Genomic DNA, 21,130 nt, shown 5'->3' on the forward strand with positions numbered 1-21,130 from the left:
TAATGGTCTTATGCACCTCAACCCTTACGGCGCCGACGTCGTGAATCTGGCCGCGGACCTGGCCAACCGGCGCCCGGCGACCGCCGCGGAACTCGCGGACCGCTGCCGCGCGGCCGGGCTCACCCTGGAGCGGCCGGTCTCGCCGCAGGACCTGGACCGCGCCCTGGAGGCGCTCACGGCGTGGGAGGAGGTCGTCGACGCCGCCGACGACGAGGCCCGCGCCGAGCTGCTCAACCGGATGCTGGCGGCGGCCACCGCCCACCCGCGGCTGACCGACCACGCCGGCACGGGCTGGCATCTGCACTACCGGGACGACGCACAACCGCTCGGCCCGCTGCTGTTCGCGCTGATCTCGGTGGGCACGGCGCTGCACCTGACGGGCCGTGGCATGCACCGCCTGCGGCGGTGCACCGTCGCGGAGTGCACCACGATCTTCGCGGACACCTCCCGCACCGGGCGGCAGCGCTACTGCTCGCAGCGGTGCGCCAACCGGGACGCGGTCCGCCGCCACCGGGCCCGCACCCCCTCCTGAGACGCGCGGGCACACCGCTTCCCCGACCCCGCGTGCGCGCCCCCTGAACCGCGCGGGCGCGCACCGCACCCGGCACGGACGGCGCCCGCGCCCACCTGCCTCGCACAGGCCCGACCGCCCCCTCAACTCCCGTCAATACAGGACGCTTTCAGACATTCGTCCGAAAGTTTCGTCCGAGGTCCTCCGTCGTGCCGATCTTCTGGTGAGGATCGACGGAGCCGTCCGGGGCAGGTTCCGGACGGACGACCCTGATCAGGGAGGAACTTTGGCATCACTTCCCCCGGCTGCCGGGAAGCGCCGCCCCGGCGCCCCGACGCCGCCCGAACAACTCCTTTTCGGTGGGCGGTTACGCGGCTCATGGGGCTGGACCACGCATGAACTCGCCCGCCTGAACGCGTCGTTCCTGTCGATCCTGCGGCAGATCCCCCGTCTGTTCCGGCACACCGTGACGCTGGCCTGGAGCGCCGACCCGGTGGCGCTCGTGGTGGTCGCGGTGGCCCAGCTCGGGCAGGCCGCGGCGACCGCGTTCGGGCTGCTCGCCACCAATCGCGTCCTGGTGTCGTTGTTCGCGGCGGGCCCGACGGCCGACCGGGTGCGCGACGCGCTGCCGTCCCTGCTGTGGGTGGCCGCCGCCAGCGCGTTCGCGGCGACGCTGCGCGCCGTGTCGTTCGCGGCGGCGGGCCGCCTCGGTCCGAAGGTGGAGCGGGTGGCGGGGCTCTCCATGATGAAGGAGGTCATCCGGGTGGAGATGGAGCACATCGAGCGCTCCGACTTCCACGCGGTCCTCGACTCGGGACAGCACGGCCAGACCGCGGCCCGCCGTCTGATCGAGCACACCCTCGGCATCGTCGAGGCCCTGATGGCGCTGCTCGCCGTCAGCGGGGTCCTCGCCGTGCTGCACCCGGTACTGCTTCCGCTGCTGCTCGCGGTGGTGGTGCCCAAGGCCTGGGGCACGGTGCGGGCCGCGCGGCGCACGTACGAGTCGGTGCAGATCTGGCTGGAACACGTGCGCCAACAAGGGGCGTTGCGGCGGCTGCTCATCTCGCAGAAGGCCGCGCCGGAGCTGAGGGTGCACGGAGCGGGCCCGTTCCTGCTCGACCAGTTCGACCGGATGGCGGCGCAGGCCGCGGACGAGCAGACGCGCCTCGCGCACCTGGAGGCCCGCACCGAGCTGACCACGTCCGCTCTCTCGGGCCTGACGGCGGGCGGCACCTACGCCGTCCTCGCCCTGCTCCTGACGAACGGTCAGCTGCCGCTCGCGTCCGGCGCCACCGCCGCGCTCGCGCTGACCAGCGGCACGGCGGGGCTGCGCCGCATGGTGTCGCACATCCACCACCTCTACGAACAGAGCCTGTTCATGAACGACTTGATCCGCGCCCGCGAGGAGGCCAAGAAGCGCGCGATCCCCGCGGCCGGCGTCCCGGTGCCGGAGCCGCCCGCCGTGATCGAGTTCGACCGGGTGAGCTTCCGCTACCCCGAGCGCGCGACCCCGGCCCTCGACAACGTGTCCCTGACCATCCGCAAGGGCCAGGTGATCGCGCTGGTCGGCGCCAACGGATCGGGCAAGACGACCCTGAGCAAGCTCCTCGCGGGCCTCTATCTGCCCACGTCGGGCGCCATCACCTGGGACGGCACCGACCTGTGCGCGCTGCGCCGCGACGACGTCTTCGGCCATGTCGCCCTGGTCCTGCAGGACTTCCAGCGGTGGCCGTTCACCGCCCGCGCCAACGTCGCCATCAGCCGCCCCGAGGACATCCACGACACGACACGGCTCGACGCGGCGGCCGCTTACGCGGGCGTGGACGGCGTGCTCGGCGAGCTGCCGCACGGCTGGGACACCCTGTGCGAGAAGGGCTACGAGGGCGGCGTCGACCTGTCCGGCGGCCAGTGGCAGCGCGTCGCCCTGGCCCGCGCCTACTTCCGCGACGCCGACATCCTCATCTGCGACGAGCCGACCAGCAGCATGGACCCCGCCGCCGAGATCGACGCCTTCCGCAAGATCCGCGCGCTCGCGTCGGCGGACCAGACGATCGTCCTGGTCACGCACCGCCTGCACAGCGTCAAGGAGGCCGACGTCATCTACGTCCTCGACGAGGGCAGACTCGTCGAGCAGGGCGACTTCGCCACGCTGATGGCGGCAGGGGCGCCGGACGGGCCGGACACGGAGGCACCCGGCACGCCCCCCGACGCGGCACCCGGATCGACGCCCACCGGACCGGCCGCCGACGGACCGCACCTGTTCCGGCACCTGTTCGAACTCCAGTCGCTCCAATACCGCACCGACACCCTCGACGCCGTGCCCACACAGCGCCGCAGGACCCGGGACGCTACGCCGGACCAGTCCCCGGCGGGCGGCGCAACCGGTTGAGCCGCAGGGCGAGTTGAAGCTCCAGGGCCCGGTCGGGACTGTTCCAGTCCGGGCCCAGGAGCCGTGCGGTGCGGTCGAGGCGCTGTACGACGGTGTTGACGTGGACGTGCAGCGCGTCCTTCGCGCGGGACAGGCTCGCGCCCGCCTCGAAGTAGGCGTCGAGGGTGCGGACGAGTTCGGTGCCGCGCCGGGAGTCGTAGTCGATGACGGGCCCGAGGACGCGCTGGACGTAGCCGTCGATGCCGTCGACGTCCGTGTGGTCGCCGAGGAGCACGCCGACGAACCCCAGGTCGGACAGGCTCGCGCCCTGGCCGGTGCGGCCGAGGACGGTCAGGGCGCGCAGACAGCGCAGCGCCTCGGCGTGGACGGCCGGCAGGTGGGCGGGCCCCTCGGTGGGTCCGGCGGCGCCGCACGTCACGGGCGCCCCGACGGCCACGCCGAGGTCGGCGGCCAGGCGCTCGGCGAGTGGCCCCGGCGCGGCGGTGGGCACGAGCAGGACGACCTGGCCGCCCTGGGGTCCGGCGAGGCCGCGCAGGGTGCGGGCGCGGCGGGCGGCCTCGGTCAGCAGGCGGGTGCGCAGGTCGCCCTCGCAGGTCAGGACGAGCACGGAGGTCGGCTCCGCGAGGTCGACGCCGAGGCGGCGGGCGCGCAGGCAGAGGCGTCCGGCACGGCGCGGGTCCGAGGCATGGGCGGCGGTGAGCAGGTCGTCGAGGAGTTCGCCGCGCACCCGGTCCTCGGCCTCGGCCACGGAGCGGCGCAGGAGCAGCAGCAACGCGGTGTCCAGGCCCGCGCGTTCGAACAGGCGCCGGTCGCTGTCGGTGAGGTCGGGGCGGCCGCTGAGCGCGATGCTGCCGAGCGGTTCGGGCCCGGCGAGCACGGCGGACACCCAGACGCCGTCGACGGCCACGGCGTGTCCGCTGCCGCGGGACGCGGCGACGCCTCGGGCGGGCGCGGTCGCCGAGTCGGCGCCGACGCGGGCCAGTTCGGTGCCGTCGGCGTCCTGGACGACGAGGCCGCCGTCGAGGAGCGCGGCTATCTCGGCGGCCAGGTCGGACACGTCGCCGCCGCGCAGGACCAGGTCGGTGAGCCGGTCGTGGGTCTCGGCGGCGCGCCGCATGGCCTCGCTCTGGGCGCGGGCGGTGGCGGTCGCCGCGTTGAGTTCGACCAGGGCGGCGCGGGTCTCCTCCAGGAGGCGCGCGCTGTCGATGGCGACGGCCGCGTGGTCGGCGAGCGAGGCGAGCAGCGCGATCTGGTCGGGGGCGAAGTCGCGCGGGGTGCGGTCGGCCGCGTACAGGACGCCGATGACGCGGCTGCCGACGCGCAGCGGTACGCCGAGGATGCCGCGCAGGCCTTCCTCGCCGACGCCCGCGTCGATGACGGCGGTGTGCTTGAAGCGGGTGTCGGCGCGGTAGTCGGCGCTGGCGTAGGGCCGGGCGGTCTGCGCGACGAGCCCGCCGAGCCCCTCCCCCATGCCGAGCCGCAGCTGCTGGAACTTCGCGGACGTGGAGCCGTCGGTGACCCGCATGAACGTGTCGCCCTCGGCGGGGGCGTTGAGGGTCAGGTACGCCACGTCGGTGCGAAGCAGCAGCCGGGCGCGGCGCACGATGGCGCGCAGGACCGCGTCGAGGTCGCTGAGGGCGGCGAGGTCGCCCGCGGTGTCGAAGAGGGCGGACAGCTCGGCCTCGCGGCGCCGGTGCTGGTCGAGGGTGCGGCGGATGCCGAGGGCGGTGTCGGTGGCCGCCTCGACGCGGGCAAGGTCGGCCGGGCCCGCCCCCGCCTGTCTGGCCGCGGCGGCGGCCCCGGCGAAGCTCTCGGCCGGTGCCTGCCGCCCGAGCAGGTCGAGCAGGTGCCACAGGGAGTCGGCCACGGTGCTGCCGTACATCTCGGGCGCGGTGTCGCCGGGGGCCGCGGACCCCGTGTCGCCGTACACCTCGGGCGCGGTGGTGCGGGGGCGGGCGGATGCCATGGGTGGTGGCTGCCTTCCGACGTGCGGTGCGGGTGCTCAGGTGGGTTCGCCGGAGCGTACTGCCGTCTCCTCTGTACGCGCAGCGGGTGCGGTGGGCCGTGCCGGGACCGGGCCTGCGGCCGGGGGGTCGCCCGCCTCGGTGCGCAGGTCGCGGCCGCGGGTCTCGCGGGCGAGGGCCACGGTCACCGTCGTCACCACGGCGGCCAGGGACAGATAGAGGGCGACGGGCGTGGAGGAGTCGTACTCCTTGAGGAGTTCCACGGCGATGATCGGGGCGAGGGCGCCCGCGACGATCGAGGCGAGCTGGGAGCCCATGGAGGCGCCGGAGTAGCGGACCTTGGTGTCGAACATCTCGGAGATGAACGCGGCCTGCGGCCCGTACATGGCTCCGTGGAACAGCAGCCCCACCGTCACCGCCGCGGTGATCACCGTGAACGACTCCGAGTCGACGAGGCCGAAGAACGCGAAGGCCCACAGCGCCATGCCCACCGACCCGATGAGCGTCACCGGGCGCCGCCCGATCCGGTCCGAGAGCGCGCCCCAGGCGGGGATGGTGACGAAGTGCACGGCGGAGCCGATCAGGACGGCGTTCAGGGCGGTGCTCTTGGGCAGGTCGAGGTGTTTGGTCACGTAGACGAGCACGAAGGAGGTGAGGACGTAGTACGAGATGTTCTCGCCGAAGCGGGTGCCGATCGCGGTGAGGACCTCCCGCCAGTTCCTGCGGAACACCTCCACGACGGGCGGCTCCTCCTTGGCCCCGTGCGCGGCGGCCGCCTCGGCCCTGGCCTGCGCTTCGAGGAAGACGGGCGACTCGGAGACGGACAGGCGGATCCACAGGCCGACCATCACCAGGACGCCGGACAGCAGGAACGGCACCCGCCAGCCCCAGGACTGGAAGGTGGACTCGGACTGCACGGCGGCGAGCAGCGCGAGCACACCGGTGGCCAGGAGGTTGCCGCCGGGCGCGCCCGACTGCGGCCAGGACGCCCAGAAGCCGCGGTGCTTGTCGCCGCCGTGCTCGGAGACGATCAGGACGGCGCCGCCCCACTCCCCGCCGAGCGCGAAGCCCTGCACGAGCCGCAGCACGGTCAGGAGGATGGGCGCGCCGACGCCGATCGCGTCGTACGTGGGCAGCAGGCCCATCGCGAAAGTCGCGCCGCCCATCAGGAGCAGGCTGAGCACGAGCAGTTTCTTGCGGCCGACCTTGTCGCCGAAGTGCCCGAAGACGACGCCGCCGAGGGGACGGGCGAGGAAGCCGATGGCGTAGGTGATGAAGGCGATGAGGGTGCCGGTGAGCGGGTCGGCGGTGGGGAAGAAGATCTCGTTGAAGACGAGGGCGGCGGCGGAGCCGTAGAGGAAGAAGTCGTACCACTCGATGGTGGTGCCGACGAGGCTGGCACCGACGATCTTGCCGATGCTGCTGCGGGGACGGGCCATGGGGATCACCGGGTTTCACTCGCGGGTGGCACAGGCATGAGCGGGGGCGTGCGGGGGTGTCATGGGGAGGCGGGGTGTGCGGTCAGGTGGCGGTCCAGCCGCCGTCCATCGACAGGGACGCCCCGGTGACGAAGCCGCTGTGGGGTCCGCACAGCCACAGGACGGCCGCGGCGACCTCCTCGGGTTCGATGAGGCGCTTCGTCGGTGACCGGGCGAGCAGCACGTCGGCGACGACGGCCTCGTCGCTGATGCGGTGGGCGGCGGCCTGGTCGTGGATCTGGCCCTGCACGAGCGGGGTGCGTACGTAGCCGGGGCTGACGCAGTTGCTGGTCACGCCGTGCGGGGCGCCCTCGACGGCGGTGACCTTGCTCAGGCCCTCCAGGGCGTGCTTGGCGGCGACGTAGGCGCTCTTGTAGGCGCTGGCGCGGTGGCCGTGGACGCTGGAGATGTTCACGACGCGGCCCCAGCCGCGGGCGTACATGTGCGGCAGGCTCTGCCGCAGGAGCAGGAACGGGGCGGTGACCATCACCTGCTGGATCAGCGCGAACCGGGCGGGCGGGAACGCGGTGAGGGGCGCGATGTGCTGGAGTCCGGCGCTGTTCACGAGGATGTCCACGTCGGTCGGCAGCGCGGCGACGGCGTCCGCGTCGGCGAGGTCGGTGGTGTGCGCGTGGCCGCCGACGGTGTCCGCGACGGCCTTGGCGGCGGCCGCGTCGATGTCGACGACGTGGAGCTCGGCGCCCGCCGCCGCGAGGGCCGCGGCGCAGGCACGGCCGATGCCGCTGCCGCCGCCGGTGACGAGGGCGACGCGGCCGCTGAGGCCGACGGCGCCCGGGGCGGCGGGAGTCGGGGGCTCGGGCGTGGGGTGAGGTCCGCTGGTCATGGCCGGAAACATAGGCACGGCGCGGGGCGCCGCCCATGTGGCCCGGCACCACACTCCGGCGCGGCCCCATGGCGGCGCCGGCCATGGGTGGCGCGTGTCTCCCGGTGGTGACGCGTGTCTCCCGGTGGTGACGCGTGTCTCCCGGTGGTGGCGCGCCGGACGCTTGCGTTCAACTCGGGTTGAGGAGCGAGGGTGGCGTACCACCGGCCGCCGGACCCGGGCGGCGTACGCGGAGGTGGAACGTGAGCGCACCCATGCCCCAGCCCCTGACCCTGTCCGAGACCGCCCTCGCGCTGCGGGCCGGCACCGTGACCAGCGTCGGCCTCACCGAGGCGGCCATCGCGGCGGCGGACCGGCACGACGGGGCGCTCGGGGTGTATCTGGCGCGGTTCGACGAGCGGGCGCGGGCGGCGGCCCTGCGCGCGGACGAGGAGTTGGCGCGCGGGCTCGACCGGGGGCCGCTGCACGGGATCCCGTTCGGCGTGAAGGACACGATCGCGGTCGCCGACGGGCCGACCACCGCGCAGAGCCTCGTCCACGACCGGGCGTGGTGGGCCGGGCGGGACGCCCCGGTGGTGGCGCGGCTGCGGGCGGCGGGCGCGGTGATCACCGGGAAGACGACCGCGATGGAGTTCGGCTGCGGACTCCCCGAGGAGGACGAGCCGTTCCCGTTCCCGCGCAACCCGTGGCGGCCCGACCTGTGGGCCGGGGGCTCCAGTTCGGGCTCGGCGAGCGGCGTCGCGGCGGGCTTCTTCACGGCCGCGCTCGGCGGCGACACGGGCGGGAGCATCCGGATGCCCGCCGCGTTCTGCGGAGTCAGCGGCCTGCTGCCGACGTTCGGGCGGGTGCCGGGGGCCGGGTGCGTGCCGCTCGCGTACAGCCTCGACCGGGTGGGGCCGCTGGCGCGCGGGGCACGGGACTGTGCGGCGGTCCTGAGCGTGATCGCCGGAGGGCGGGGCGGCGGTGGGGAGTCCGCCGGTGGCGGGGCGGGCAGGGGTGGTGGGGCGTTCTTCGGCGGCAGAGCGGGCGGCGGCGGTACGGCGGGAAGAGGCGGCGGTACGACGGGCAGCGGCGGCGGGGTGTCGGACCGCCGTGGCGGTGCGGCGGGCAAGGGCGGCCGGGGCGCCGCGGACGGCCTCGAAGTCCCGTTCGCCGAGCCCTGGTTCGGCGGTGATCTGGCCGGGCTGCGCGTCGGCGTCGCGTGGGCCCACCACTTCCCCGCCGACGGCGACCCAGCGCTGCCCGGCGTGTTCGACGCGGCCGTGTCGGTGCTGACCGGCCTGGGCGCGGACGCGGTGGAGGTGCGGCTGCCGTACTGGCGGGAGCTGATCACCACGGTGCTCGTGACGGCGGCCGCCGAGGGGCTCGCCCACCACCGCGCTGAGCTGTCCCGGCGCTGGGACGACTACGGCGTGGCCGCGCGCGGGTTCCTCGCGGCGGGCGCGCTCGTGTCGGGCGCGGACTACGTCCAGGCGCAGCGCGTGCGCGCGGTGGCGCAGCGGGCCGTGGACGCCCTGTTCGCGGACGCGGACGCGGACGTGGACGTGATCGTGTGCCCGACCGCGTCGATCGGGGCGCCGCCCTTCGACGTGCTTGCGGACGCCGCGGGCCACCAGGACCACGCGGGCGTGTTCGGCCTGGTGCACACGCCGTACTGGAACGCGCTGGCCAACCCCGTCCTCGCGGTGCCGATGGGGGTGACGGGGACGGGTCTTCCGCTGTCGCTGCAGATCGCGGGTCCGGTGGCGGACGAGGCGACGGTCCTGCGCGTCGGGGACGCGTTCCAGGAGCGCACCGACTGGCACCGGCGCGCCCCCGATCCGGCCGGGTACGCGGCGCGGGCGTCGGGCGGCCCGGCCGGCACCGCTCAGGAGGTGCGCGCATGAGCGCCGACCCGCAGGACGTCGGCGTGCGGGTGCGGAGCCTGCTGGCCGCCGCCGGACTGCCCGCGGGCGAACGGGAGACCGCGGGGCTCGTGGCGGCGTACGCCGTGCAACGCCCGTCCGTGGACGCGCTCTTCGAGGTGCCGGACACGGCGGACGCACGGCCCGTGCTGCTCCGGGAGGTCGTCGTGCCGCGCGACTAGGGCGTGTCCAGGGGGACGGTCGCGCGGAAGTCGGGGCAGCGCTCCAGGTCGTGGCCGTGGGCGCAGGCGAGCAGGTGGCCCAGGTAGGTGCGGGCGGCGGCGAGCCGGTCGATGTCGGCCTGGAGCGCGGCGACGCGGGCGTGCACGGTGCCGCGCCAGTCGGCGGCGGGGTCGTCGCGGCGCAGCAGGGTGCCGATCTCGTCGACCGACATGTGGCCGGTCTCCCGCCACAGCTGGATCAGCGCCACGCGGTAGACCTGCTCGGTGTCGAAGTACCGCCGCCCGGAGCGCCGGTGCGGCGTCACCAGGCCGCGCCGCTCCCAGTAGTGCAGCGTGGACAGCGGCAGGCCGAAGCGGTCCGCCACGTCCCGTATCGGGGTGAGGTCGTCCATGTCCCCATGGTCCACGGAGTACCGGGCCCGCGCGCGGACGCGGGCCCGGTGGCGTTGGTGAGGGGCGGGCGCGCCCGCCCCTCACCGACGGGGTCAGGCGGCGTTCACGGTGCCCTGCGGGGCGACCTTGCCGAGCTTGTCGACGGCCTGGTAGTAGGTCCAGGCCAGGGCGTCGCAGGAGACCTTCTTGGCGCCGCTGTAGGTGGCACAGACCCGCTTCAGGTCCGCGTAGAAGGCGCTGTCGACGCGGGCCTTGTTGGCGTTGAAGGTGCCCATTTCCTTGTAGTTGCGGTAGCCGAAGTCGTGCCGGGAACAGGCCGTCTGGAACGGGAAGCCGAACGGGTTGTCCGGGGAGGAGGAGCAGTAGTCCGTGGACCAGTTGAACCGGTACGCGCTCCACGCGCCCTGGTTGTTGCGGGCCGAGACGAACGCGTTGTAGCTGCCCGCGTCGGTCTGCGTCCAGCGGCTGAGCACCTGCGCCTTGTCCGCCGGGACGGCGGACGCCGGGGCGGCCGCGAGGCCGGTGCCGAGGGTGAGGGCAGCGGCGCTCACGGCCACGGCGGCGAGTCGACGACGCATAGGAATCCTCCTTGTGGGGGTCATGACACAACTCCGGGCCCGAGTGCGCGGAGCCATGGCTTTCATTGATCACCGCCGGCCTGTCGGCCCGCGGTCGTGCACGCCGCGTGGGGGTGGCGTCCCGATGACGGGTTCTTGACGGCATCTGGGCTATACGCCACGGGACTTGGCCCCAAACCACCACGCTGACGCTGTCGGGGCACACCCGGACGCGCGCACCTCAGGGCTGGGAGTGCTCCTGCCACACGACGGACACGACGCACTCCCCCTCCCGCGGTACGTCCACGTACTCGACGCGCCGCGCCACACCGGACGCTCTCGGTTCCCCGCACCGGCCCCGGGCGAGGGCACCCGAACCCGCCGCGAGCCGCGCCGGTTTGCGGGCCTCCAGCAGCGCGTCCCGGTCGGACCCGGCGGGCACCGCGAGGCCGAGGCCCACCGGCGCCGCCGCGAGCGCCAGCACGACGAGGTCGCCGTGCGCCGCGGTGGCCACGTGCAGGGGCGGCCTGCCCCGCGCGCTCACCGTGCGCCCGTGGTCGGCGCCGCAGCGCGGGCAGGGGCCCGCGTCGACGGCTATGCCCTGCGGCGCCACGCCCAGGCACGAGGAGAGCAGCAGTCGCAGTCCGGCGCGCTCGGCCACGTACCGCAGCCGCTCCGCCGCGTCCCCGGGCAGCCGGGCGCGTTCGCCGGCACTCAGGGTGTCCTCGCGGGCGGGCACCACGGCGGGGTCCTGCGCGGAGAGCAGCAGCGTGCGCAGGACGACCGTGCCGACGGGCCGGGCGACCTGGGGCAGCGGGGCGCCGAGGTCGAGGGCGGGCGCGGGCAGCGGGACCTTGGCGCGGCCCCAGCCCCCGTCGGGGTTGGCCGACGGCGGCGACAGCGGCACAGCACTCTCCTCGACCTCACTCATCGCGTGCCCCCCGTTCGTTCCCGCCGGTTCCGGTCCGTTCCCGCTCATGCTTAAGGCCGTGCCGCGGCGATCCGCTCCACCATCGACACGAATTCACCCGTCTTGGCGTCGAATCGGGGGGAGGCCGTGCAGTCCTGGTGTCGGAGATGTCGTCGAGACCGCCGATGTGACCCGAGACCGTGCCGTGGTCGTGGCAGTGGTCGAGCAGCCAGGGCGAACCACTGGAGCTCGGCGCTGTCTTCGGGCACTCGCCCTGCCCATGTTCACAGAGGGCACCGTCGGCTCGATCAAATCCTGGCAGAACTCCTGGTGTTCGCCGCCCTGGAGCGGTCCAGAACAGCCCCCCCCCACCGACACCTGCTCGCCGGTGGCGCGACACACCCGCTCCGACGTCCAGTGGTCGAGCAGGGCCCGCTCCCGCCGCGTGGCCGAGACGGGGCGGCCGGATCTGTCCCGTCCACCGGACACGGGTGAGTCCGCAGACGTGGTGAGAGAAGGACCGGGCCCGTCATGCGCGTGACAGGGCCCGCCACACGAGGCACAACACCGGACACGGCCCTGTCACGCTTCGAGCCACCTGTGCACGCACCTTGCGGCAGGACGTTGACCTGCAATGGCATGAAGAAGTCCGCAAGTTCGCCACACAGCTGAGCACCGGTTCGACAGTCATCCCCCCTTCGCCCTACTCTGCCGCCGTAGTAGCCGGTGACAGGGCCGCACGTTCCTTGCGGCCCTTGACCAAGAGCGGTGCCACTCGGTGTGCCCGGGGGCATCCGCTTGTCGCCTCCCGGCAAGCCGGGGCGATCCCTGAGGACGAAGATGATCGAACAGCCCGCGTTCGGACGCAGACTGCGGATGCTGCGCGTGCAGCGCGGCCTGTCCCAGACCCAACTGGCGGGCGACGAGGTGTCGGCCAGCTACGTCTCGCGGGTGGAGAGCGGCCGGCGTTCGCCGAACGAACTCATCGCCGCCTTCTTCGCGCGCAGTCTCGACGTCCCGCTGGACGCCCTCACCCATCCCGCGTCCCAGGACGGGGGCGAGCACCGCAGCCGCCGGCTCGACATCGCCGGCAAGCTGCTCGAGGCCCGCTCCCTGCGCAAGGACGGCGAGCTCACCGTCGCCGCCGAGCTGCTGCGCGGCATCGGCACCGCCGCCACCGGGCACGCCGATGAGTACGTGCTCTGGGAGGCCACGTGGGAACTCGCCGACGTCCTGCGCGAGCTGGGCGACACCACCGCCGAGCACCGCGTTCTCGCCGACCTGGCCGACACCGCCCTGTCCCAGGAGACGCCCCGGCTCGCCGCGCGCGTCGCCACCGCGTTCGCGGAGAACCTGCGCCGCCAGGGCCGCCTCAGCGAGGCCGTCCGCACCGCCGAGCACGCCGTGTCGGTCACCGGCGTCCTGCCGCCCACCGCCCACGAACGGGTCGGCACGATGCTGGCGCTGATCAACTCCTACACCGACAGCGGTGAGCTGGAGAACGCCGCCGGTCTCGCCGACACCCTCCAGGAGACGGCCGAGGACATTCCGTCCCGGCAGCTGCGCGGCCAGGTCTACTGGGCCGCGGGCAGCGCCCGCTTCCTGTGCGGCCGCCCCGAGGACGGCATCCACCTGCACGAACGGGCCTTCGCCTGTCTGCGCCCCGAGGTGAACCTGGCGGCCTGGGCACGGCTGTGCCGGGCGTCCGCGGCGCTCCGTCTGGAGTACGACCTCTCGCAGGACGCCACCGGGCACGCGGCGCGGCTGCTCGCGCGCGCCCGGCAGGCCCTGGAACTCGTCGGCCGCGACGACGACATGGCCGAGCTGATGCTGGCCGAGGCGCACCTGGCGCTCCGCGAGGGCGAGCCGGAGCGGGTCCTCGAACTCACCACGCAGGTGTGCGACGGCGGCGCCGAGCTGCCGCTGGCCGGACTCGGGCAGTGCCAGCTGCTCGCGGCCCGCGCGCACGCCCTGGCCGGGAACACGGCGGCGGCCCGGGACAGCTACCGGCTCGCGGCCGAGACGCTCGACCGGGCGGGCGCCTATCGCAAGTCGTCGGAGGCCTGGCGGCAGTTGAGCGACATGCTCGCGGCCGACGGCCCCGGGGCCGGGCCTGCCGCAGCCACCGGCTGACGGAGCGGAGTGCCAGGAGGCACGCTGAGACGGGTCGGCTGTCCGACGCCACGGGGTGAATCCTTTTACGGTCCTCGCGCCTCTCTTGCATGTGCGGACAGCAGCGTCGGCACAGAAACCGGAGGTTTGTCGTGATCATTGGTGCCGTCATCGTCGGGGCTGTGCTCATCTGTGCCTGCACGTTCGTCGTGCGGCGTCAGCGGGGGCGTTCGCGTGGCTGACTCCCCGTGGCCCGGCGAACAGTTGATCGCGGCGGCGCAGGACGGCGACGTCGAGGCCACAGCCGCTCTGGTGGAGGGCTCGCACCCGCACGTACAGCGGTTCGCGTACGCGTTGTGCGCCACTCCGCAGGACGCCGAGGACGCCGCGCAGGAAGCCCTGATCGTCCTGTACCGCAAGATCGGAATGCTGCGGGCCTCCGGCGCGCTGGCGTCGTGGATGTTCCGCATCGTCCGCAACGAGTGCCTGCGGCGGGCGCGGCTGACGCTGCGCAGCCACGGGCCGGTCCCCGACACCGCCGTGCCGTCGTTCGAGGACGACGTGCTGCGACGCCTGGAGGCGAGCCGGGTGGCGGCGGCGATCGCCGCCCTGCCCGCGGACCAACGGCGGGTGCTGATCCTGCGGGACGTCCAGGGCCACAGCGGACGGATGGTCGCCGGCGCGCTCGGCCTGAGCACCGCCGCGATGAAGTCGAGGCTGCATCGCGCCCGCGCGACGGTCCGCCAGGCGTTGCGGGGAGATCCCGAACCCCTCCCTGGAGGCGGCCATGAGTGACGGAAGGAGCTTCGCCAGTTCGTCGCTGCCCCGGCACTTGGCGCGCGGCGCGCTGGGGTTCGGCGCCCTGGCCGCCTCGGTCCTGCTCGTCCCCGTGGTGGGGATGGCCGCTCTGTTGCTGGCGCCCCTCGGGCTGTTCGCGCTGCGCGGATGCCCCATGTGCTGGACGATCGGGCTGCTGCAGACCGTCTCCAACGGCCGCCTGCGGCGTTCGTGCGCGGACGGTCACTGCGAGCTGTCCGTCGTCCGGCGCGAACACGACGTACTGAGCCGGTAGACGAGGAACCGACAACAACGGACAAGGCCGCATCGGAATCATCCGATGCGGCCTTGTCCGTTACGACTCATTCGAGTCGGGACGACAGGATTTGAACCTGCGACCCCTTGACCCCCAGTCAAGTGCGCTACCAAGCTGCGCCACGTCCCGTTGCGTTCCTCGCGGTGTCCCGCGTGATCACGCAGGTAGAACTCTACCGCACGCCGCGGGGTGGTCCGGTGCGCATGGGTCCCGGTGGGCGGGAGGGGTGTGCCCCGGCCTGCCGTCGCGGACGGGGCGCGGGAGAATCGGCGTATGACTGGCGCACTTGGACCGGACGGCGCGGGCTCCGGCCGCGACCGTGACGCGGAGGGGCGGGCCCGGAACGCCCGGCCGCGCGACGGGCTCGGGCGGCCGCTGCCGTACGGGTCCGACGGGGTGGAGCGGCAACCGGAGGGCGTGGTGCGCACCCCGCGCGAGACCGTCGCCGAGGCGCAGGCGCTGCTCGACGCCGGGCGGCCCTTCCACGCGCACGAGGTGTTCGAGGACGCCTGGAAGTCGGGGCCTGACGAGGAACGCGGCCTGTGGAAGGGGCTCGCGCAGCTCGCCGTCGGGCTCACGCACTCCGCGCGCGGCAACACCACGGGCGGGGCCCGGCTGCTGCTGCGGGGCGCGGGCGCCGTCGCGGCGTGGACCGAGGAGGCGCCGGGACGGCAGCGGCCCTACGGGATCGGCGTACCGGAACTGGTGGTGTGGGCACGGGAGTTGGCGGTGCGCGTGGAGCGGGACGGGCAGCTCGCGGACGCCGCCGCCTGCGCGCCCACCTTGAGCCCGGGCGATGCGGACGCCGGGCGCACGGCGGACGACGGTGGTGCGGGCGGCGCCGCGGGCTGAGCACACGACAGCGGTCCCCGCCTGACAGCACGCCCGCACCCGGCGGCGGGGCCCCACCCGACAGCCATCCCGCACCCGACAGCGAGCCCCACCTGGCAGCACGCCCGCACCCGGCGGGAGCCCCCGCACCCCCGTGCGGCACACTCGCCCCGTGCGAAAGATTCATGTCATCGGCATCGGCGCGGGCGACCCCGATCAGCTGACCCTGCAGGCGGTCAAGGCGTTCGGGGACACCGACGTGTTCTTCATCCTCGGCAAGGGCGAGGAGAAGGCGGACCTCGTGGCGCTGCGCCGGGGCATGCTCGACGCGCACCGGCCGGACGGGGCGTACCGCGTCGTCGAGGCCCGCGACCCCGAGCGCGACCGGAAGGCGGGCGGCGCGGACTACTCGCCCGCCGTCGACGACTGGCGCAGCCGCCGCGCCGACATCTACGAACGGCTCATCGCCGACGAGCTGGGCCCGGACCAGACGGGGGCGTTCCTCGTGTGGGGCGACCCGGCGCTGTACGACAGCACGATCGGGATCCTTGAGGAGGTGCTCGGGCGGGGGGCCGTGGCCTTCGGCTACGACGTCGTCCCCGGCATCAGCAGCGTCTCCGCCCTCGCCGCCCGCCACCGCACCGGCCTGAACCGCGTCGCGCGCCCCGTCCAGATCACCACGGGCCGCCGCCTCGCCGACGAGGGCTTCCCGGCCGGCGTCGACGACGTGGTGGTGATGCTGGACGCCCGGCAGGCCTTCCAGCGGTACGCCGACCACACCGACGTCGAGATCTATTGGGGCGCCTACATCGGCACCCCCGACGAGATCCTGGTGTCCGGGCCCCTCCCGGAGGCCGCCCCGCGCATCGAGCGGCTGCGCGCCGAGGCCCGCGCCCGCAAGGGCTGGATCATGGACACCTACCTGCTGCGCCGACGCACGGACGGCTGACCCGCCCCCGCCGGGGCTCCGTCACCGGACCGGACGGCCCCGCATGCACACCCCCGGCACGGGTGTGAGGGTGAGGCTGTGACCGCTACCGATCAGCCCGTGGCCGCGGCGGAGCAGGGGCCACCGGTCCTGGACAAGCGCCGGCGCAATGTCGTGTTCGTGACGATCATGCTGGGGGTGCTGCTCGCCGCGCTCGACCAGACGATCGTGGGGACCGCGCTGCCGACGATCGTGTCGGACCTCGGCGGGGCCGAGCACATGTCGTGGGTCGTGACGTCGTACCTCCTGGCGGAGACGGTCGCGACGGTGCTCGTCGGCAAGTTCGGCGACCTGTTCGGACGCAAGATCGTGTTCCAGGTGTCGGCGATCGTCTTCATCACCGGCTCGTTCCTGTGCGGCCTCGCCACGAACATGACGCTGCTCATCGCCTGGCGGGCGCTGCAGGGCATCGGCGCGGGCGGACTGATGGTCACGGCGATGGCGCTGATCGCCGACGTCATCCCGCTGCGGGAGCGCGGCAAGTACCAGGGCGCGATCGGCGCGGTCTTCGGTGTGTCCACGGTCATCGGGCCGCTGCTCGGCGGTCTGTTCACGGACCATCTGACCTGGCGCTGGGCGTTCTACGTCAACGTCCCCATCGCGATCCTCGTGGTCGCGGCGGCGGCCCGCACGATCCCGGTGGTGAAGTCGGCGTCGAAGCCCGTCATCGACTATCTGGGCATCGCCCTGGTGGCGGTCGGAGCGAGCGCCCTGATCCTGGCGACGAGCTGGGGCGGCAACGAGTACGCGTGGGGCTCGGGCGTCATCATCGGCCTCTTCGCGGGCGGGCTCGCGGCGCTCGCGGGTTTCTGCTGGGTGGAGACACGGGCGGCGGAACCGATGCTGCCCATGCGGCTCTTCGCGAACCCCGTGTTCACGGTCTGCTCCGTGCTCAGCTTCATCGTCGGCTTCGCGATGCTTGGCGCGATGACGTTCCTGCCGACGTATCTGCAGTACGTCGACGGGGACTCGGCCACGGTCTCCGGCGTGCGGACGCTGCCGATGGTCGTCGGCCTGCTCATCGCGTCCATCTTCAGCGGCAACGTGGTCAGCAAGACGGGCACGTACCGCATCTTCCCGATCGTGGGCTCCCTGGTGATGGCGCTGGGCCTGTTCCTGCTGTCGCTGATGGGCAGCGAGACCAGTACGTGGCTGGAGTCGCTGTACATGTTCGTGCTCGGCGCCGGGATCGGCCTGTGCATGCAGGTGCTCACCATCGCCGTGCAGAACACCGTCGCCTACGCGGACCTCGGCACCGCGACGTCCGGCGTCACCTTCTTCCGCACGCTGGGCAGCTCCTTCGGGACGGCCGTGTTCGGCACGATCTACGCCAATACGCTCGCCCCGAACCTCCGGGACGGGGTCGCCGAGGCCTCCCGTACGGGCGCCGCGCCGCCCGACGCCGTCGCGAAGGCCGCGCAGAGCCCGCAGGGGCTGCACGACCTGCCGGGCGCGGCGGCGGCGCCGCTGGTCAAGGCGTACGCGGACACGCTCCAGACGGTGTTCCTGTGGACGGTGCCGGTCGCGCTCGCCGGGTTCGTGGTGGCGCTGTTCCTCAAGCAGGTCGAGCTGCGCGACAGCGCGCGGATGAGCTCGTCCGACATGGGCGAGGGGTTCGCGTCGCCGCAGTCGGGCGACTCGGGCCGGCTCCTCGAACTCGCCGTCGGCAACATCCTGCGCGCCAAGGGGCCACAGACCGCGCGCGCCGTCATACAGCGGTCCGACACCCGCCTGGACATGGCGGGGGCCTGGGCGGTGATGCAGGTCGCCCTGTTCACCCGGATGGTCGGCCACGCCAACCTGAACCTCATCGCGGCCCGCCGCCAACTGCCGCCCGAGGTCCTTGTGCCCGTGTTCGACCGCATGGTCGAGGAGGGCTATCTGAGCCGCACCGGGACGATGTTCCAGCACACGGCGGCGGGCGCGCGGGAGGCCGACGTGATCGGCACCGCGTGGGGGGCGTGGCTGCGCGAGCAGTTGGAGAAGGACGGCGGCCGCACCCTGGAGGACACGGCCGGGGGCGACGGGAAGCTGATGGCGGCGGTCGACGCGATCGCGAAGCGGCTCCTCGCGGAGGACCTCGCGCACGGGCTCGCCCTCGACCGGGGGCAGCCGGGCCGTCCGGCGGCGAAGACATTGGCGTAGGGCGCTCCCGCGCGGGCCGGGTCCGTCACGCCCCGAGCCGCGCGAGCGCCGTCTCCACGTCGGCCACCACCGGCATCCCCGGCGGCGGCTCCGGGCGGCGCACGACCACCACGGGCAGGGACAGGGCGCGGGCGGCGGTGAGCTTGGCGGCCGTCGCCGTGCCGCCGCTGTCCTTCGTGACGAGCACGTCGACGCGGTGGTCGCGCAGCAGCGCCGTCTCGCCGTCGACGGTGTACGGGCCGCGGTCGAGGAGGATCCGCACGTCGCGGGGCAGCGGCGGCTCGGGGGGCTCCACGGAGCGTACGAGGAAGTGCAGCGCGTCGTACGGGGCGAAGGCGGCGAGGCCGAGGCGGCCGGTGGTGAGGAAGACGCGGCGGCCGAGGGCCGGGAGCGCGGCGGCGGCGTCCGGCAGGGAGGCGACGTCGTGCCAGTCGTCGCCGGTTCCTGGGCGCCAGCCGGGGCGGTGCAGGGCGAGTGCCGGGACGCCGGTGGTCCGCGCGGCCTGCGCGGCGTGCGCGCTGATCGCGGTGGCGAAGGGGTGGGTGGCGTCGACGAGCGCGGTCACGCCGTGGTCGCGCAGCCAGCGCGCGAGGCCGTCGGGCCCGCCGAAGCCGCCGACGCGTACGTCCCCTTCGAGCGCCGCGGGCCGGGTGACGCGACCCGCGAGCGAGCTGGTCACCCGGGTGTCCGGCCGGGCGGCGAGGGCGGCGGCGAGGCGGCGGGCCTCGGTGGTGCCGCCGAGGACGAGCACGTGGGGCATGGGGTCGAGGGTATCGAGGGCGCGGCGGTGTCAGCGCAGCAGGAGCTGGAGGCCGCCGAGGACGGTCGCGCCGATGACGAGCTGTTCGAAGAGCCGCTGGTTGACGCGGTTCACGCACGCCTTGCCGATGAGGGCGCCCGGGATCACGAACAGGACGAGGGTCGCGTCGAGCAGCAGCGAGGGTCCGTCGATGAGGCCGAGGCCGACGCTGAAGGGCACCTTGGAGGTGTTCACGATGAGGAAGAACCACGCCGAAGTGCCGAGGAAGCTCAGCTTCTTGAAGCCCGCCGAGAGCAGATACATCGACATGACGGGGCCGCCCGCGTTGGCGACCATGGTGGTGAAGCCGCCGAGCACGCCGTAGGAGGGCGCGGCGACCCGGGCCGTGGCCCGCGCCGCCGCGCCCTCGGCGTCGGCCGGGGGTCCGGCCGCGGCCGACCGGCGCCGCCACATGGTCACGGCGGCCATGAGCAGCAGGATCGCCCCGATCGACGTACGCATCATGGCGTCGTCGGCGAACATCAGGAACACCGTGCCGAGGACGACGCCCGCGGCGACCGCGGGGAACAGCCGCCACAGCGTGGGCCAGTGGGCGTGTCTGCGGTAGGTGAGGACGGCGAGGACGTCCCCGGCGATGAGGATCGGCAGGAGCACGCCCGTCGACGCGCGGGCCGGGAGGACGGCGGCGAACACGGCGAGGCTGATGGTGTTGGCGCCGCTGACGGCGGTCTTGGAGAAGCCGACGACCCCGGCGGCGAGGGCCAGGGCGCCGAACTCCCAGACGGTCAGGGCGGAGAGGGCCGAGGTGGCGGCGGAGGCGTCCATGCTGGGAACCGATGGTATGCCCAAGCACTTTGCGCCGGGGTGGGCCGGGGTCAGTCCCGTTCGACGAGCAGGGCGGTGCCCTGGCCCACGCCGACGCACATCGTGGCGAGGCCGCGGGCGGCACCGGTGCGGCGCATGCGGTGCAGGAGCGTGGTGAGGATGCGGGCGCCGGAGCAGCCGAGGGGGTGGCCGAGCGCGATGGCGCCGCCGTCGGGGTTGACGAGGTCCGGGTCGATGCCGATGCCGTCCACGCAGGCGAGGGCCTGGGCCGCGAACGCCTCGTTGAACTCGGCCTCCTGGAGGTCGGCGACGCTCCAGCCCGCCCGGGCCAGGGCCTTTTGCGTCGCGGGCACGGGGCCGATGCCCATCACGTCGGGGTGCACACCGGCGGAGGCACCCGTCACGTACCGGCCGAGGGACTCCAGACCCAGGTCGCGCAGGGCTTCCTCGCTGACCAGGAGCAGGCCCGCAGCGCCGTCGTTCATCGGCGACGCGTTGCCCGCCGTGACGGTGCCGCCCGCGCGGAACACCGGGCGGAGCCCGCTGAGCTTCTCGTACGAGGTGTCCTCGCGGATGCTCTCGTCCGCGTCGACGACGGTGCCGTCGGGGGTGGTGACGGGCAGGAGTTCGGCGTCGAAGTGGCCGTTCTTGCGGGCGGCGGCGGCGCGTTGGTGGCTGCGCAGGGCGAAGGTGTCCTGACGCTCGCGGGAGACGCCGTGCCGTGCCGCGACCTCCTCGGCCGTCTCGCCCATGGAGAGGAGCCCGTGCAGCTCCTTCATCCTCGGGTTGACCAGGCGCCAGCCGAGGCGGGTGTCGGCGGTCTCCATGCGGTGCGGCAGGGTCTCGTCGGGGCGGGGCAGCACGAAGGGGGCGCGGCTCATGGACTCGGAGCCGCCCGCGAGCACGATGTCGGCGTCGCCCGCCGCGACGGTGCGCGCGGCCAGGGTGACCGCCTCCAGGCCTGAGGCGCACAGGCGGTTCACCGTGGCACCGGGGACGGAGTCCGGGAGGCCCGCGAGGAGGACGGCCATGCGGGCGACGTTGCGGTTGTCCTCGCCCGCCTGGTTGGCCGCGCCCCAGTAGACCTCGTCGACGCGGGCCGGGTCGAGCCCCGGCAGGCCGTCGAGGAGGCCGCGCAGGACGGTGGCCGCGAGGTCGTCCGGGCGGACGGCGGAGAGGGCACCGCGGAGCCGCCCGATCGGCGTGCGGCGGGCGGCGGCGAAGTGGACGGTGCGCACGGGGCG

19 protein-coding genes and 1 tRNA gene are annotated in these 21,130 nt (G+C 74.0%); 10 read left to right on the top strand and 10 right to left on the bottom strand.

The features are described 5' to 3' along the window. Window positions 1–10 precede the first annotated feature (10 nt). Both OO63_RS25865 and OO63_RS25870 read left to right on the top strand, forming a co-directional pair. Window positions 11–532: a CGNR zinc finger domain-containing protein gene (locus tag OO63_RS25865; protein ID WP_030357177.1), complete on the top strand. Its 522-nt coding sequence runs from the start codon at window positions 11–13 to the stop codon at window positions 530–532. Window positions 533–797: 265 nt separating this feature from the next. Continuing rightward, window positions 798–2,900, top strand: a complete 2,103-nt coding sequence (locus OO63_RS25870; protein WP_157854050.1) for an ABC transporter ATP-binding protein — start codon at window positions 798–800, stop codon at window positions 2,898–2,900. On the opposite strand, the gene OO63_RS25875 is transcribed toward OO63_RS25870, so the two are convergent. The 3 genes from OO63_RS25875 to OO63_RS25885 all read right to left on the bottom strand — a co-directional run bounded on the left by OO63_RS25875 (window position 2,860) and on the right by OO63_RS25885 (window position 7,186). Continuing rightward, window positions 2,860–4,782 (bottom strand): helix-turn-helix domain-containing protein, encoded by a 1,923-nt coding sequence (locus tag OO63_RS25875; RefSeq protein WP_030357175.1) that lies wholly within the window; start codon window positions 4,780–4,782, stop codon window positions 2,860–2,862. The two genes, OO63_RS25870 and OO63_RS25875, sit on opposite strands and share 41 nt — an antisense overlap. A 120-nt stretch (window positions 4,783–4,902) precedes the next feature. Beyond that, on the bottom strand, window positions 4,903–6,303 hold the full coding sequence (locus tag OO63_RS25880; RefSeq protein WP_030357174.1) for an MFS transporter: 1,401 nt from the start codon (window positions 6,301–6,303) through the stop codon (window positions 4,903–4,905). An 82-nt stretch (window positions 6,304–6,385) separates the two neighbouring features. Further along, a complete protein-coding gene (locus OO63_RS25885) occupies window positions 6,386–7,186 on the bottom strand; it encodes a 3-hydroxybutyrate dehydrogenase (protein ID WP_030357173.1) in 801 nt (266 codons plus the stop codon). Window positions 7,187–7,428: 242 nt separating this feature from the next. On the opposite strand from OO63_RS25885, the gene OO63_RS46385 reads away from it, so the two are divergent. Next, window positions 7,429–9,072, top strand: coding sequence for an amidase (locus OO63_RS46385; RefSeq protein WP_199819454.1), 1,644 nt, complete (start codon window positions 7,429–7,431; stop codon window positions 9,070–9,072). Then, window positions 9,069–9,272 (top strand): hypothetical protein, encoded by a 204-nt coding sequence (locus tag OO63_RS25895; protein WP_030357171.1) that lies wholly within the window; start codon window positions 9,069–9,071, stop codon window positions 9,270–9,272. Before OO63_RS46385 ends, OO63_RS25895 begins: the two co-directional genes overlap by 4 nt. Here OO63_RS25895 and OO63_RS25900 read toward each other — a convergent pair. The 3 genes from OO63_RS25900 to OO63_RS42450 all read right to left on the bottom strand — a co-directional run bounded on the left by OO63_RS25900 (window position 9,269) and on the right by OO63_RS42450 (window position 11,153). After that, window positions 9,269–9,664: a MerR family transcriptional regulator gene (locus tag OO63_RS25900; RefSeq protein WP_030357170.1), complete on the bottom strand. Its 396-nt coding sequence runs from the start codon at window positions 9,662–9,664 to the stop codon at window positions 9,269–9,271. The two genes, OO63_RS25895 and OO63_RS25900, sit on opposite strands and share 4 nt — an antisense overlap. Window positions 9,665–9,757: 93 nt before the next feature. Further along, the gene (locus OO63_RS25905) at window positions 9,758–10,243 is read right to left on the bottom strand and encodes a phospholipase (protein ID WP_030357169.1); all 486 of its coding nucleotides are present in this window, start codon (window positions 10,241–10,243) and stop codon (window positions 9,758–9,760) included. Between the two features lie 220 nt (window positions 10,244–10,463). After that, the gene (locus OO63_RS42450; RefSeq protein ID WP_157854051.1) at window positions 10,464–11,153 is read right to left on the bottom strand and encodes a hypothetical protein; all 690 of its coding nucleotides are present in this window, start codon (window positions 11,151–11,153) and stop codon (window positions 10,464–10,466) included. An 819-nt stretch (window positions 11,154–11,972) separates the two neighbouring features. Here OO63_RS42450 and OO63_RS25915 point away from each other — a divergent pair. The 3 genes from OO63_RS25915 (at window position 11,973) to OO63_RS25925 (ending at window position 14,316) form a co-directional block, all read left to right on the top strand. After that, complete coding sequence (locus tag OO63_RS25915; protein ID WP_030357167.1) at window positions 11,973–13,265, top strand: helix-turn-helix domain-containing protein; 1,293 nt, start codon at window positions 11,973–11,975, stop codon at window positions 13,263–13,265. A gap of 213 nt (window positions 13,266–13,478) precedes the next feature. Then, window positions 13,479–14,039, top strand: coding sequence for an RNA polymerase sigma factor (locus OO63_RS25920; RefSeq protein ID WP_030357166.1), 561 nt, complete (start codon window positions 13,479–13,481; stop codon window positions 14,037–14,039). Next, on the top strand, window positions 14,032–14,316 hold the full coding sequence (locus OO63_RS25925; RefSeq protein ID WP_030357165.1) for a hypothetical protein: 285 nt from the start codon (window positions 14,032–14,034) through the stop codon (window positions 14,314–14,316). Before OO63_RS25920 ends, OO63_RS25925 begins: the two co-directional genes overlap by 8 nt. 76 nt (window positions 14,317–14,392) lie before the next feature. Here OO63_RS25925 and OO63_RS25930 read toward each other — a convergent pair. Continuing rightward, a tRNA-Pro gene (locus OO63_RS25930) sits at window positions 14,393–14,466 on the bottom strand. 144 nt (window positions 14,467–14,610) lie between these two features. Between OO63_RS25930 and OO63_RS25935 the strand changes: the two genes are divergently transcribed. From OO63_RS25935 to OO63_RS25945, 3 genes are all read left to right on the top strand, one after another. Then, complete coding sequence (locus tag OO63_RS25935; RefSeq protein ID WP_030357164.1) at window positions 14,611–15,189, top strand: DUF309 domain-containing protein; 579 nt, start codon at window positions 14,611–14,613, stop codon at window positions 15,187–15,189. 151 nt (window positions 15,190–15,340) lie between these two features. Continuing rightward, window positions 15,341–16,117, top strand: a complete 777-nt coding sequence (gene cobF / locus OO63_RS25940) for a precorrin-6A synthase (deacetylating) (RefSeq protein WP_030357163.1) — start codon at window positions 15,341–15,343, stop codon at window positions 16,115–16,117. Between the two features lie 78 nt (window positions 16,118–16,195). After that, window positions 16,196–18,301 (top strand): MDR family MFS transporter, encoded by a 2,106-nt coding sequence (locus tag OO63_RS25945; RefSeq protein ID WP_031192566.1) that lies wholly within the window; start codon window positions 16,196–16,198, stop codon window positions 18,299–18,301. 25 nt (window positions 18,302–18,326) lie between these two features. On the opposite strand, the gene OO63_RS25950 is transcribed toward OO63_RS25945, so the two are convergent. Genes OO63_RS25950 through OO63_RS25960 form a run of 3 tightly spaced genes read right to left on the bottom strand, consistent with a single transcriptional unit; the run spans window position 18,327 to window position 21,124 of the window. Beyond that, window positions 18,327–19,061 carry a cobalt-precorrin-6A reductase gene (locus OO63_RS25950; protein ID WP_030357161.1) on the bottom strand — a complete coding sequence of 245 codons (735 nt, stop codon included), beginning with the start codon at window positions 19,059–19,061 and terminating at the stop codon, window positions 18,327–18,329. Between the two features lie 30 nt (window positions 19,062–19,091). After that, on the bottom strand, window positions 19,092–19,886 hold the full coding sequence (locus OO63_RS25955) for a sulfite exporter TauE/SafE family protein (RefSeq protein WP_051811195.1): 795 nt from the start codon (window positions 19,884–19,886) through the stop codon (window positions 19,092–19,094). A 50-nt stretch (window positions 19,887–19,936) separates the two neighbouring features. Beyond that, window positions 19,937–21,124 (bottom strand): thiolase family protein, encoded by a 1,188-nt coding sequence (locus OO63_RS25960; protein ID WP_030357159.1) that lies wholly within the window; start codon window positions 21,122–21,124, stop codon window positions 19,937–19,939. Window positions 21,125–21,130: the final 6 nt, after the last annotated feature.

Origin of the sequence: Streptomyces alboflavus, from assembly GCF_000716675.1 — a bacterium.
In the GTDB taxonomy this organism is placed as follows: domain Bacteria; phylum Actinomycetota; class Actinomycetes; order Streptomycetales; family Streptomycetaceae; genus Streptomyces; species Streptomyces alboflavus.

Excerpts from the sequence above, each read along its gene's own strand:
- OO63_RS25865 (WP_030357177.1), top strand. The coding sequence starts at position 11 with ATGCACCTCAACCCTTACGGCGCCGACGTCGTGAATCTGGCCGCGGAC.
- OO63_RS25875 (WP_030357175.1), bottom strand. The coding sequence starts at position 4,782 with ATGTACGGCAGCACCGTGGCCGACTCCCTGTGGCACCTGCTCGACCTG.
- OO63_RS25880 (WP_030357174.1), bottom strand. The coding sequence starts at position 6,303 with ATGGCCCGTCCCCGCAGCAGCATCGGCAAGATCGTCGGTGCCAGCCTC.
- OO63_RS25885 (WP_030357173.1), bottom strand. The coding sequence starts at position 7,186 with ATGACCAGCGGACCTCACCCCACGCCCGAGCCCCCGACTCCCGCCGCC.
- OO63_RS25895 (WP_030357171.1), top strand. The coding sequence starts at position 9,069 with ATGAGCGCCGACCCGCAGGACGTCGGCGTGCGGGTGCGGAGCCTGCTG.
- OO63_RS25900 (WP_030357170.1), bottom strand. The coding sequence starts at position 9,664 with ATGGACGACCTCACCCCGATACGGGACGTGGCGGACCGCTTCGGCCTG.
- OO63_RS25905 (WP_030357169.1), bottom strand. The coding sequence starts at position 10,243 with ATGCGTCGTCGACTCGCCGCCGTGGCCGTGAGCGCCGCTGCCCTCACC.
- OO63_RS42450 (WP_157854051.1), bottom strand. The coding sequence starts at position 11,153 with ATGAGTGAGGTCGAGGAGAGTGCTGTGCCGCTGTCGCCGCCGTCGGCC.
- OO63_RS25915 (WP_030357167.1), top strand. The coding sequence starts at position 11,973 with ATGATCGAACAGCCCGCGTTCGGACGCAGACTGCGGATGCTGCGCGTG.
- OO63_RS25925 (WP_030357165.1), top strand. The coding sequence starts at position 14,032 with ATGAGTGACGGAAGGAGCTTCGCCAGTTCGTCGCTGCCCCGGCACTTG.
- OO63_RS25935 (WP_030357164.1), top strand. The coding sequence starts at position 14,611 with ATGACTGGCGCACTTGGACCGGACGGCGCGGGCTCCGGCCGCGACCGT.
- OO63_RS25950 (WP_030357161.1), bottom strand. The coding sequence starts at position 19,061 with ATGCCCCACGTGCTCGTCCTCGGCGGCACCACCGAGGCCCGCCGCCTC.
- OO63_RS25955 (WP_051811195.1), bottom strand. The coding sequence starts at position 19,886 with ATGGACGCCTCCGCCGCCACCTCGGCCCTCTCCGCCCTGACCGTCTGG.